The organism is Erythrobacter sp., from assembly GCF_039988855.1.
In the GTDB taxonomy this organism is placed as follows: domain Bacteria; phylum Pseudomonadota; class Alphaproteobacteria; order Sphingomonadales; family Sphingomonadaceae; genus Erythrobacter.
Genome location: NZ_JBDXIY010000001.1, coordinates 1 through 11428, shown reverse-complemented (window position 1 = coordinate 11428; position 11428 = coordinate 1). Strand labels below are relative to the sequence as shown.

Genomic DNA, 11428 nt, shown 5'->3' with positions numbered 1-11428 from the left:
TATTTAAAGCGTTGCCTCAACTTATGACTTGGCAAAAACAACACCTTCCCAAAGAGCACCCGCCGGTTTCGAGCGGATTTGTGGGCGTACTTCTGGTCAATTTGGGCACACCTGATGCCCCTGACCCGGTTGCTGTGAAACGCTATCTAAAGCAATTCCTGTCCGACCGGCGCGTGATTGAAATTCCAGCAATCGCTTGGCAGCCGATCTTGCGCGGGATCATTTTGAACACTCGCCCTAAGAAAAGCGCCGCTGCTTATTCCAAAGTTTGGACCGATCGCGGCTCGCCTTTGGCCGATATCACTTCGCGTCAAGCCGAAGCGATTGCTGGTCGGTTTGGTGAGAATATCATCGTTGATTACGCCATGCGCTATGGCAATCCGTCGCTCGAAACCCAGCTGACCAAACTGATCGAGCAAGGGTGCGACCGCATCCTGATTGCTCCTCTTTACCCGCAATATTCCGCTGCCACGACCGCAACTGTATTTGACGAAGTGGCCCACGTCTTAAATGGGCTGCGCTGGCAACCGGCTTTACGGTTTTTGCCGCCTTATCACGATGACGAGCTGTATCTGAATGCTTTGGCCGAAGACCTCACCGCCCAGATCGGTGCCCTGACGTTCAAGCCAGAGGTGATGCTTTTAAGCTTCCACGGGATGCCCCAACGCACACTTGAAAAAGGTGATCCCTATCACTGCCACTGTCAAAAGACATCGCGGCTTCTGCGGGAGCGCTTGGAAGATCGCCCCGATTGGAAAGGCATTCGGTTTCAGACAACCTTCCAATCTCGGTTCGGCCCGGCTCAATGGTTGGAGCCCGCGACCGATGACACACTTGTGGCTGAAGGCGAAAAAGGCACAAAGCGGATGGTCGTCGCCGCGCCCGGCTTTTCTGCCGATTGTGTCGAAACTTTGGAAGAATTAGCGATCGAGGGTCGAGACGAATTCCTTGAGGCGGGCGGCGAGGACTTTGCTGTACTCGAATGCCTGAATGTTTCGGGATCAGGCGTCAAAATGCTCGAAGCGCTTGTGGCACGCGAGTTGTCTGGCTGGACTTAATTCCGACACTGTCAGGCCGTGATTTTGGCCGCCGATGTTTAAACGTCTGTTCAGCAAGAGATTTGCCTTAAGTTTGGGTGACACCAAAGCGTCCTCAAAAATTGATGAGGTCACGGGACGTCTTTAACTTGGAAGTGGCGTTGCAATTTGATAGGTTTCAATCCGTGTACTTAATCTCAGGTGTTTCGGAGCAGATCAAATTATGGCGACCTTAGCCCAGCCCCAGCCAACAGGCTCCGCGCGCCCTACATTTGCGCATTGGAGCGAAGGTATTCCAACCGAAGCTGACATTTCCCATATCCCGGGTGATGCGGGCCTGCCTTTGATAGGCAACACCTTTCGCCAATTGGCCGATCCCCATGGTTTTACCAAACGGATGATCGAAGAGCATGGCAAGGTTTACAAAACCCGTGCCTTTGGCGGCTGGAATGTGGCGCTTATCGGAGCTGAGGCGAATGAGCTGGTTCTGTTCAATAAGGATAAGATTTTTTCCAGCGAGCAAGGTTGGGGACCGGTACTGGATCAACTGTTTCCGCGTGGGTTGATGCTGATTGATTTTGACCATCACCGCATTGATCGCCGCGCACTCTCTATCGCGTTTAAGCCTGAACCGATGCGTCATTATTGCGGGTCATTGAATTCCGGGATCGCGCGCGAAGTCGCAGGCTGGGAAGGACCGATGCGGTTCAATCCGGCGATCAAGAGCCTGACACTCGACCTTGCTGCCGACAGTTTCTTGGGCATTCCATGGGGCCCGGAAGCGGATAAGATCAACACCGCCTTTGTCGATATGGTTCAGGCGAGCGTTGCGCCGATCCGCACACCTCTGCCCTTCACCAAGATGAAAAAGGGTGTCGATGGCCGTGCGTACATGGTGGAGTTTCTCACTAAAGAAGTGGTCCGGCGGCGCAAGGAAGGCGGCGGGCAGGACATGTTCAGTCAATTTGCAACCGCGACAAAGGAAGACGGTTCACTGCTTGAGGTTGATGCAGTTGTCGATCACATGAGCTTCCTTTTGATGGCAGCGCATGACACGATCACATCCTCGGCGACGTCATTCATGTACCACCTCGCGGTCCAGCCTGAGTGGCAGGCAAAGCTGCGCGAAGAAATCTTCGCTGTCACAGGCGGTCCAGATGCAGATGGAAACCCGCGCCCGTTGTCGTACGAAGACCTTGGCAAGCTCGAACTTACCGAAATGGCCTTCAAAGAGACGATGCGCATGATGCCGCCGGTCCCGTCAATGCCGCGCCGGGCGCTCAAGGACTTTGAGTTTGGTGGATACCACATTCCAGCCGGGCAATTGTGCGGGATCAATATATATTGGACCCACCATTCAGAGGAATATTGGGATGATCCCATGACCTTTGACCCGATGCGCTTTACGCCTGAAAAGGTGAAGGCGCGGCATAAATACGCTTGGGTCCCATTTGGTGGCGGCGCGCATATGTGTTTGGGGCTTCACTTTGCCTATATGCAGGTGAAGATCCTGCTTGCGCAGCTATTGCAGCGCTATCGGATTGAAGCAGAAGCAGGATACGCGCCCGAATGGCAACCATGGCCGATCCCGCAGCCCAAAGATGGCCTACAGATCGAGTTCAAGAAGCTCTAAGCCAACCCCTTTTTAGAAATCCCAAGCGATGCCGTCTTTTTCCCAATCGCCATATCGTGTGGGAGAAAGGTCGCGCGGTTCGTCTTTGTTAGGATCGACCGCTTTGGGTTTTGGCGCAGGATCATTGGTCCAATGATTGGGTTTTTGAAAGGCTTTGGCAGCTCGATCTTTGGGGCTAGCTTTTTCTTTGGTCATGGTTCTTCCTAAATGCGCAAGCTGGCGCTTGGTTTCAAGGACCGCTAGAGGCGCGAAGCTATGGCTCAACCTTCAGGATTCCACGCGCGCCGCGCTGCGCTCAAAATGCTCGATGCAGTCTTACGTCGGGGGGAGACCTTGGAGCAAGCGGCGCCGCCCGCTTTGCGCGATGTCAGGAAGCCCGCTGACCAAGCTTTGGCGCGCGCGATTGTGGGAGAAACGCTGCGCTGGCTCACTGATATTGATGCTCTGATTGACAGCGCGACGAAGAAACCGCTTCCCCAAGATGCCAAACCGCGCAGCGTGCTGCGATTGATGTTGGCACAGGCTCTGAGGCTTGAGACCCCGCCTCATGCTGTCATCGCGACGGGCCTACCGCTCCTTTCAGGCGGGCCAAGACGGCTCGCGCATGGTGTTTTCTCGACCTTGGTGAAGCAAGAGGTCACCCTGCCCGGGGCCCCGACTTTGCCGGACCGTTTGCTAGAACGCTGGGACGGGATGGCGCATGGACTAATCCAACCTCCCGAAGTTGACCTGCATTTGAAAGACGTCAGCCAAACCAAACAATGGCAGGCAAAGCTTGGCGGGGAGAGTTTCGCACCCGGACACATCCGCTTGCCACGAGGTACGCCAGTTGAGCAAATCGAAGGTTATGAAGAGGGCGCTTGGTGGGTTCAGGATCTCGCCGCGCAATTGCCAACACGCCTTTTAGGTGACGGCGAAGGGAGGCATGTCCTCGACCTGTGCGCAGCACCGGGCGGTAAGACCATGGCTCTGGCAGCCAAGGGTTGGAAAGTTACCGCGCTTGATATTTCAAAAAGGCGGTTGGGGGTTCTTAAAGACAACCTCAAGCGCACAGACCTCAAAGCCTCCACCTTGCGCGCGGACGCGCTGACGTGGGAGCCCAAGCATCGGTTTGATGCGATTCTTCTCGATGCGCCCTGCACCGCGACAGGCACATGCCGCCGCCATCCTGACGCCCTCCACCGCATTGGCCCGCGCCAAATCGAAGAGATGGCCGAAATTCAGCGCGCTTTGATCGAACGCTGTGCCCAATGGTTGAAGCCAGGGGGGACGCTAGTCTACGCGGTATGCTCGCTTGAAACAGAGGAAGGCGAGGATCAGGCCCGCTGGATCGACGAGGCGTTTGGCCATACCTTGGCGCCAATAAAGTCAGAGGAACTCACCGCAGGTCTGCAACCTTCTCAGGAAGGCTGGCTGCGCACCCATCCCGGAATGTTGGCCGATCAAGGCGGGCTCGATGGCTTTTTCATTGGCCGCTGGACTACCAGCGAAGCGTAATGTCAGCGCACGGCTTGCCGAGCTGTTCAAGCTCAAAACCGATGCTGTCGGCCTCGTTCGACACGACCTTCAGCTGCAAAGGCGTACCTAGCTCAACATAGCGTTTCATCGTCATTTCGCCGCTGGTGTCGATATCTGCGCGGCCTTTGATCAGGAACAGCGCCTGGCGTGCGAGCTCATGAAAATGAGTGGAATTCACATGGTCACCTGATCCGCCGATCACAGGGTTACCGGGCGCGAGGCCGTTTTCCAAAGTCACAAGTGCATCGATGTGCGCCGCATTGGCACCCAATGGGGCGACTAGCACGCGCTCCTGCTTGGTCAGGCCTAGCGCGTTAGGGTGTGCGAAGACGAAATCATCGGACGCACCAGCTTTGAGAGCCTCGTTTTTTGAACCCTCACGCCATTTCTCAAAGTTTCGTTTGCGAAAAACCACTCCGCGCCCTTGGATCGTGACCACCCGTGCGCCTGATTCGTTGAAAAGGTCGAGCGAATAACCCAGGTTCTCAGCTTCACCGCCGCCCTCGCGGCGATAGACGCCGACGGTGACGTGACCTCCGCTGGCAACGCCCAGTTCCCAATCGATCCAAGTTAGGGCAGTCCACTTGGTTGCTTCCCAACCTTGCAAAGCAGTTGAAGCTCCAACAGCGGTCCAAAAGCTCTGCGTTTGAAGAACAACCGGATGGTGCGGTGGGAGGGTCAGCCAAGGGTTGAGTGCCGCATCGCGAGAACATTCGAACACAACCGATCCATCGGCTTGGACTTGGTGCGCGAAGGAATAAGGATTGGCCGATTGTTGGGGAGGCATTTTTAGCTCTTCACATATTTTTGGAAGCTCTTCCTCAGTTTCATGATCTTGGGCGGGATCACAGCAAGGCAATACGGGTTACTCTGGCCTTCGCCCTCCCAATATTCCTGATGGTAACCTTCGGCCGGATACCAAGGCGCGGTTTGTTCACCGCCTTCCAGGCCTTCAACGGTCGTGACGGCAGTTTTCCCATTGTCAGTGTTCCATCGCTCGATCGCGGCCTTAGCCTCTTCGCCCTGGGCCGCCGACAACGGGAAAATGGCGCTTCGGTATTGTGTGCCGATATCGTTGCCTTGGCGGTTCAACTGGGACGGATCGTGCGTGCCTAGGAACACGTCATAAACTTGCGCAATACTGATCGTGCCCGGATCGTAAGTCACGCGGATCCCCTCGGCATGACCGGTCGAACCAGTGCAAACCTGTTTGTATGTTGGGTTAGCAACGCTGCCGCCGATATATCCACTCTCAACCTGGCTCACGCCAATCACGTCGCGGAACACAGCCTCTGTGCACCAAAAGCACCCACCTGCGATAATTGCTTGTTCCATAAATTCTCCGATCAATCGTTTCACCAAGAGATAGGATGTGAAGGTTATTTTCGAAAGACCCCTTAGCCTCTCTTGTCATGTGCTCGTCACGCCCTAGAATTGATAACAGTCTTACCGTGAGAGGATCCCGGACCAATGAAATTCAATTCCCTTGCCCCGCTCGCCCTGCTTGCTGCTGGTTCTGCAATGCTAACTGTTGCCGCTCCTGCGGTTGCCGACGGTCATTCAGAAACGGCCGCGCCTGCCCTTTCCGATGTTCTCGCGCATGAACGGCGCTATGACGACCGAGCTCGCGATCAGTACCGCAACCCAGAAGAAACGCTCGCATTTTTTGGGGTTGAGCCGACGATGACGGTGGCTGAATATGGCCCCGGCGGCGGATGGTATACCCGCGTGCTTGCACCTTATGTGATGCCTGCTGGTTCATACATTGCATTCAATGGCGACAGCGATGGCCGCGCTTACCGTGATCGTGCTCAGGAAGCGCGTGCCAAAGGTTGGACTGAGCGCTTCAAGCAAGGGCTTGCTGAAGGCATGGGTGTGGAAGCCGAAGATGTCGTCGCCTTCGAGATTGACGAAATGCCCGAAGAGGTCGCCGGCACAGTCGACCGCGTACTAATCTTCCGTTCCATGCACGGTCTTAACATTGGCAACACCGCCGATGAGATTATCCGCGGAGTGCGCGCTATGCTGAAAGACGATGGAATGGTCGGTGTTGTTCAACACCGCGCGCCAGAGGGTGCTTCATGGGACAATTATGTGGGCAGTCAACGTGGATATCTGCCACAAGAAGTTGTGGTGAAAATGTTTGAGGTCAACGGGTTTGAGCTCGTGAGCAGCAGCGAAGTCAACGCCAATCCCAATGACACCGCTGACTATGAAGGCGGCGTTTGGACGTTACCACCGGCACTTGGGTTTGGTCGCCAATCTGAAGAAGAAATGGCCAAGCACCGCGCCATTGGCGAAAGTGACCGCATGACCCTTCTGTTTAAGAAAGCGAACTGAGCCATGAGGACTTTTGTTGTCGCCGCCATCAGCGCCCTTGCGCTCACGGCTTGTGATGCGGGAGCCGGTTCATCTTTAAGCTCTGAAGAGTCTTCTACGGAGCTTTCGGCAGAAAAGATCGCTGCAGATTTAAACGATGAGTTGGCGCATGAGCGCCGCGCCGAGGACACAGCTCGTGATGCTTGGCGCAATCCAGCAGAAACGCTTGGCTTCTTCCAAGTTGCGCCTAGCCATACGGTGATTGAATATGCACCTGGCGGCGGCTGGTACACCCGGATTATCGCGCCGTATTTGGCTGAGAATGGCCAGTATGTCGGCGTTGGCTTTGCTCCCGAAGCGGCTGCAAGCCTTGGCGATGAATTTGTCGAGCGTGTGCGTGCCGGCGGCGAGTCTTTTTCTGAAACACAGTCCGAAGCCTTAGGCATTCCAACGGAGAAGCTGCCTTTCTATTTCGGCAATGCTATTCCGGACGAGCTTGCAGGCACTGTGGACCGGGTATTGATGATCCGAATGATGCACAATCTATTGCGCTGGGGCATCGCTGATAGTGAGACAGAGGCGCTGTTTGCGGCGCTAAAGCCAGGCGGAATGCTCGGTGTTGTTCAACATCGCGCCAAACCTGACGCACCAGAAGAATATGTCGATGGCAATAAGGGCTACCTCAAGGAAGCCGAGCTAATCGCCTATTTCGAAGGCAAAGGATTTGAGCTTGTTGGCACCAGCGAGATCAACGCGAATCCAGCTGACACGGCGGACTATGAGGCCGGTGTATGGACCTTGCCGCCATCTCTTCGCTCGGGTGATGAAAATCAGGAAGCCTATGAGGCCATTGGCGAGAGCGATCGCATGACCCTGCTTTTCAAAAAGCCTGCTTGAGTTTACAGGGCGGCGGCATGAGCACTCTCACGGTCGCCGCCTTGCAACTTTCTCTAAATTCTCATGATGAGAATACAAACATCGCTGCGGTGAGCGCGATGGTTGAAGAGGCGGCTGCGCGCGGGGCCAAAGTGATCCTGCCGCCGGAACTTTTTTCAGGCCCTTATTTTTGCCGCGAAGAAGATGAGGCACTGTTTGCGCTGGCCCGCCCCACGCTGGATCATCCCAGCGTCATCGCCATGCAGGCGCTCGCAGCCAAACTCAAAGTCGCCATTCCCACGAGCTTTTTTGAGCGCGATGGTCATCATTATTACAACACGCTCGCTATGATTGGTCCTGATGGATTGATCATGGGCACATACCGAAAGAGCCATATTCCTGATGGTCCGGGATATGAGGAAAAATTCTATTTCCGGCCTGGCAATGATGGGTTCAAAGTATGGGACCTGCCAGGCGACAATGGGCAAGCTGTTCGCATTGGCGTGGGTATCTGCTGGGACCAATGGTATCCCGAATGCGCCCGCGTCATGGCTCTAAAGGGAGCCGAAGTGCTGCTTTATCCAACAGCTATTGGCTCAGAGCCATATGACGCCAGCCTTGACACTAGCCGCATGTGGCGCCGCGCGATGATTGGGCACGCCGTTTCCAATTGCATGCCGGTGATCGCCGCCAACCGAATTGGCAATGAGGGCGAACAGAGTTTTTATGGTCATTCTTTCATCAGCGATGAATGGGGCGATCTGGTCGGAGCATTCGGCGCAGGCGAAGAGGGTGTCATCGTGGCCAGCCTCGATCTTGCAAAGGCAGCAAAGCACCGGGCGGGCATGGGTTTCTTTCGTGATCGCCGTCCCCAGCTTTACGGCCGCATTGCTGAGGATATTTGAGCGCAGCCTATATGAGCAGTTCTTACCTGATCGCGCTGGGCTCCAACCGGCGACACCGCGTATTCGGTCGCCCGCGCGAAGTTGTTCGCGCTGCAATGGAAGAGCTTGCGGCACTAGGCACAGTGACTGGCCGCTCGTCGGTTTTTTCCACTGATCCCATAGGCCCTGCTCAAAGGCGCTTTGCCAACGCGGCTCTTGTTATCGAAAGCGAATATGACCCGCTGGCTTTGTTGGCTGGGCTCAAACATATCGAGCGTGAGTTTGGCAGACGAACTGGGCGGCGATGGGGCGATCGAGTGCTTGATTTGGATATTGTGCTTTGGAGTGGAGGAAAGTTTGCGTCTCACACACTTACCATCCCTCACGACGAATTCCGGCTGCGTGACTTTGTCTTGAGACCTGCGAAGATGATCGCACCCAATTGGCGTGACCCCGTAACGGGCTCAACCATCAGACAATTGAGCGCGCGGGCTTAAATGCTCGATACGGGAAGGGCGCCTCGCCGGTTACCCAGCGACGCGCCCTTATTACTTACAGAAGGACCAGTTCTGTGAGACTAATTCATTAGGCTGCTGCGGCAGCTTTGATGCGGCGCCGGCGCCGACCAAATCCGAGAGCCACAAGCGCAAGACCAAAGAGGCCGAGAACGCCAGGCGCTGGAACGTCAATGACGCGGTAATCGCTAATGCCGCGGACATAGTCGCCGGCAACAACGGGGTTACCCCACCATGACCAAAGGTTAATCTGGCCGCTGTTGGTGGTTAGGAGCATCCACGGGTGGAAACGTCTCCCGTTTTCACGGGTCGGAGTGTAGTCGATGCCGCGAATAGTGCGCGTGCCCGTCAAATCCGAAAGTGTGAACGAAAAGCTTGGATTGTCTCCGCCTTGGAAAGAGCGAATATCATTGCCTTCAAACGAAACATCTACGTCATCACCAATCCATGTGCCGGTGCCGTTATCTGTATCGATGGTGAGAATGTCGCCGTCACTCATCGTGTATTCAAAGATCGCTGCTGATGATGGAGCAGAGGCAACCATAGTGGTCGCTGCCATTGCAAATGCGGCGGTTTTGATCGCAGTCTTCATGCTTAATCCCTCGGACTTTCAGTCATCGGAAGCAAAGCGTTCGCAACCTCGACCAGCGTGTATTCATTGGTTAGCGACAACGAAGCAATCGCCGTGCCAAACTCCCGCAAATCTCAGTTTTCAGCCAATCTGTTGGTTAACGCAGATCCCCCTTGATAGTTGATTGTCAATTTTTCCGACGGTTTGAATCGAAACAAGAAGCCGTTAACTCATGACCTGTATTGCGACCACTATGAGTTTGCGCCTGAACCTTCTTCGTCTTAGCGGTGCGACCGCCCTGGTCCTAACCCCTGCGCTTGCAGGCTGCGATACTGGACCATCCGATCCCTTCGCTGCTGCTCAAGAAGCATTCGCCTCTGGTCAGCCGCGCACGGCGCTTGATTTGGTTGGGAAGGCTATTGATGCCCAGCCAAACAATCCTGCAGTTCGTATGCTTGCAGGGGACGCTGCTATGGCATTGGACAATCCCGACCGGGCTATCGCAGAATATCAAAGTGTGTCTGAGGATGCACAGGAGTATTCAATTGCACGCGCCAAACTCGCCGAAGCACAGGTGATGGGCAATTATCTTGAGGCGGCACGCGAATCTGTCGAAAGCCTCCAGATGGATAACGCACACGCGTACACGGCAAAAATTGCCTTCCACTTAGCGCGCGGCGAGACTGATGCAGCCTATAACACTCTCGACGAAGGTCTTGCGCAGTTCACCGATGATCCACGCCTTGTGACGGTCGATGCCGAACGGCTTTGGGCTCAAGGCAAAGCTGTTGAGACTTTTGATCGCCTCGCTCCGGTCCTGAAATTGGAACCAGCGGTCAGCCACGCCCATTTATTCGCAGGCAAACTGCGTCTTGGTATGCGCGATGCAAAAGAGGCTCAAAGCCACTTCCAAAAAGTTCTCAGCGTTCGGCCAATGCACCAAACTGCGATGCTTGCGATGGCAGCTATTGCGCGTGATGCGGGTGAAACTCAGGAAGCTGGCAATTGGATCAACAAAGCCAATGACGCAGGGCCCGCTCACCCAATCGGCTTGCTCTTTGCTGCACAAATGGCGTTTGATGCAGGCGATTTGAACCGTGCGTTCGAGTTGATCGAAAAGGCTCCTTCCGCCGTGGTGAACGAACCTGAATTTGCGCGTCTGCGCGGGATGATCGACGCCGGTCGCGGTCAAAACGCTATGGCGGCCCTAGCACTTGGCGATTATGTTGAGGCGACAGGAGGTGATCCGTTTTCGCGCCAGGTTCTTGCAAATAGCCTTGCTGAGCAGGGAAAGTTTGACGAGGCATGGGCAGCGATTTCGCCGGTCATTGACCACCCGCAATCTGATCAGAAAACTCTGGCTATCGCCCTGGCCTTGGCAGAGAAAACGGGCGAAGGGGACCCGGCGTCGATCCGAGCCAAGATAGAGCGTAAAAAGAGCGCCCCCTCGATAGAAGCAGAGATGCGCGAGGCGGCAACCGCGATCCGTGCCAGCGATTGGGCTAAGGCTGATCGCATTTATGCACCCCTGATCGAAGGCGCAGGAAAAGAGGATCCGGGACTTCTTAACAACGCGGCTGCTGTAAAGACTAAGCTTGGCGATCATGATCAAGCTGTCGCGCTGGCACGGCGTGCATTGGTGCATGCTCCAACCAGCGCTGAAATCATGGACACTCTTGGGTGGGCTTTATGGCAAGGTGGCGGAGATAAAACTGAAGCCCGCAAGCTACTGCAAAAAGCGCGAGAAGTTTCGCCAGCGAACCGAGAAATTGCCGAACATTGGGCTATTGCAAACGCGCTTTAGCCGGGCAGTGACGAGAGAAAATGCAACAAAGCGCATGCAATACTGCCGAGATGGCTTGACCGACCGCCTTTGCCTGCCTAGTGGGGCGCTTCTGCGAGCAACATGAGATTCTCGCACTTACCGAGTCACCTCGTTTGTGGGCCCTTAGCTCAGTCGGTAGAGCAACTGACTTTTAATCAGTAGGTCGCTGGTTCGAACCCAGCAGGGCTCACCATCAAGTCCTTGTTTTTAAACAACAAGGCGCTCTGCCCATCTGCAAACCGGCTTACCT

Annotated in this window: 12 protein-coding genes and 1 tRNA gene; 9 read left to right on the top strand and 4 right to left on the bottom strand. The window is 55.2% G+C overall.

Annotated features, from left to right (window positions below; translation table 11 throughout):
- Window positions 1–23 precede the first annotated feature (23 nt).
- Window positions 24–1058 (top strand): ferrochelatase, encoded by a 1035-nt coding sequence (gene hemH, locus ABJ205_RS00065; protein WP_348160372.1) that lies wholly within the window; start codon window positions 24–26, stop codon window positions 1056–1058.
- 202 nt (window positions 1059–1260) lie between these two features.
- A complete protein-coding gene (locus ABJ205_RS00060) occupies window positions 1261–2670 on the top strand; it encodes a cytochrome P450 (RefSeq protein ID WP_348160370.1) in 1410 nt (469 codons plus the stop codon).
- 12 nt (window positions 2671–2682) lie between these two features.
- On the opposite strand, the gene ABJ205_RS00055 is transcribed toward ABJ205_RS00060, so the two are convergent.
- The gene (locus ABJ205_RS00055; RefSeq protein WP_348160368.1) at window positions 2683–2865 is read right to left on the bottom strand and encodes a DUF1674 domain-containing protein; all 183 of its coding nucleotides are present in this window, start codon (window positions 2863–2865) and stop codon (window positions 2683–2685) included.
- A gap of 60 nt (window positions 2866–2925) precedes the next feature.
- Here ABJ205_RS00055 and ABJ205_RS00050 point away from each other — a divergent pair, with 60 nt between their 5' ends.
- The gene (locus tag ABJ205_RS00050) at window positions 2926–4167 is read left to right on the top strand and encodes an RsmB/NOP family class I SAM-dependent RNA methyltransferase (protein ID WP_348160366.1); all 1242 of its coding nucleotides are present in this window, start codon (window positions 2926–2928) and stop codon (window positions 4165–4167) included.
- Here ABJ205_RS00050 and ABJ205_RS00045 read toward each other — a convergent pair.
- Window positions 4151–4975, bottom strand: a complete 825-nt coding sequence (locus tag ABJ205_RS00045; RefSeq protein ID WP_348160365.1) for a hypothetical protein — start codon at window positions 4973–4975, stop codon at window positions 4151–4153. The genes ABJ205_RS00050 and ABJ205_RS00045 overlap by 17 nt on opposite strands.
- Window positions 4976–4977: 2 nt before the next feature.
- Window positions 4978–5523 (bottom strand): peptide-methionine (S)-S-oxide reductase MsrA, encoded by a 546-nt coding sequence (gene msrA, locus ABJ205_RS00040; protein WP_348160363.1) that lies wholly within the window; start codon window positions 5521–5523, stop codon window positions 4978–4980.
- 135 nt (window positions 5524–5658) lie between these two features.
- On the opposite strand from msrA, the gene ABJ205_RS00035 reads away from it, so the two are divergent.
- Genes ABJ205_RS00035 through folK form a run of 4 tightly spaced genes read left to right on the top strand, consistent with a single transcriptional unit; the run spans window position 5659 to window position 8764 of the window.
- Entirely contained in the window at window positions 5659–6528 is an 870-nt protein-coding gene (locus ABJ205_RS00035) for a hypothetical protein (protein WP_348160361.1), read from the top strand.
- Window positions 6529–6531: 3 nt separating this feature from the next.
- Entirely contained in the window at window positions 6532–7404 is an 873-nt protein-coding gene (locus tag ABJ205_RS00030) for a methyltransferase (RefSeq protein WP_348160360.1), read from the top strand.
- Between the two features lie 17 nt (window positions 7405–7421).
- A complete protein-coding gene (gene aguB, locus ABJ205_RS00025; protein WP_348160358.1) occupies window positions 7422–8288 on the top strand; it encodes an N-carbamoylputrescine amidase in 867 nt (288 codons plus the stop codon).
- Window positions 8289–8299: 11 nt separating this feature from the next.
- Window positions 8300–8764 (top strand): 2-amino-4-hydroxy-6-hydroxymethyldihydropteridine diphosphokinase, encoded by a 465-nt coding sequence (gene folK / locus ABJ205_RS00020; protein WP_348160356.1) that lies wholly within the window; start codon window positions 8300–8302, stop codon window positions 8762–8764.
- 88 nt (window positions 8765–8852) lie between these two features.
- Here folK and ABJ205_RS00015 read toward each other — a convergent pair whose 3' ends face one another.
- A complete protein-coding gene (locus ABJ205_RS00015; protein WP_348160354.1) occupies window positions 8853–9374 on the bottom strand; it encodes a PEP-CTERM sorting domain-containing protein in 522 nt (173 codons plus the stop codon).
- A 211-nt stretch (window positions 9375–9585) separates the two neighbouring features.
- On the opposite strand from ABJ205_RS00015, the gene ABJ205_RS00010 reads away from it, so the two are divergent.
- Both ABJ205_RS00010 and ABJ205_RS00005 read left to right on the top strand, forming a co-directional pair.
- Complete coding sequence (locus tag ABJ205_RS00010) at window positions 9586–11157, top strand: tetratricopeptide repeat protein (protein WP_348160353.1); 1572 nt, start codon at window positions 9586–9588, stop codon at window positions 11155–11157.
- Between the two features lie 138 nt (window positions 11158–11295).
- A tRNA-Lys gene (locus ABJ205_RS00005) sits at window positions 11296–11371 on the top strand.
- The last annotated feature ends 57 nt before the right edge of the window (window positions 11372–11428 follow it).

Excerpts from the sequence above, each read along its gene's own strand:
- hemH (WP_348160372.1), top strand. The coding sequence starts at position 24 with ATGACTTGGCAAAAACAACACCTTCCCAAAGAGCACCCGCCGGTTTCG.
- ABJ205_RS00060 (WP_348160370.1), top strand. The coding sequence starts at position 1,261 with ATGGCGACCTTAGCCCAGCCCCAGCCAACAGGCTCCGCGCGCCCTACA.
- ABJ205_RS00055 (WP_348160368.1), bottom strand. The coding sequence starts at position 2,865 with ATGACCAAAGAAAAAGCTAGCCCCAAAGATCGAGCTGCCAAAGCCTTT.
- ABJ205_RS00050 (WP_348160366.1), top strand. The coding sequence starts at position 2,926 with ATGGCTCAACCTTCAGGATTCCACGCGCGCCGCGCTGCGCTCAAAATG.
- ABJ205_RS00045 (WP_348160365.1), bottom strand. The coding sequence starts at position 4,975 with ATGCCTCCCCAACAATCGGCCAATCCTTATTCCTTCGCGCACCAAGTC.
- msrA (WP_348160363.1), bottom strand. The coding sequence starts at position 5,523 with ATGGAACAAGCAATTATCGCAGGTGGGTGCTTTTGGTGCACAGAGGCT.
- ABJ205_RS00035 (WP_348160361.1), top strand. The coding sequence starts at position 5,659 with ATGAAATTCAATTCCCTTGCCCCGCTCGCCCTGCTTGCTGCTGGTTCT.
- ABJ205_RS00030 (WP_348160360.1), top strand. The coding sequence starts at position 6,532 with ATGAGGACTTTTGTTGTCGCCGCCATCAGCGCCCTTGCGCTCACGGCT.
- aguB (WP_348160358.1), top strand. The coding sequence starts at position 7,422 with ATGAGCACTCTCACGGTCGCCGCCTTGCAACTTTCTCTAAATTCTCAT.
- folK (WP_348160356.1), top strand. The coding sequence starts at position 8,300 with ATGAGCAGTTCTTACCTGATCGCGCTGGGCTCCAACCGGCGACACCGC.
- ABJ205_RS00015 (WP_348160354.1), bottom strand. The coding sequence starts at position 9,374 with ATGAAGACTGCGATCAAAACCGCCGCATTTGCAATGGCAGCGACCACT.
- ABJ205_RS00010 (WP_348160353.1), top strand. The coding sequence starts at position 9,586 with ATGACCTGTATTGCGACCACTATGAGTTTGCGCCTGAACCTTCTTCGT.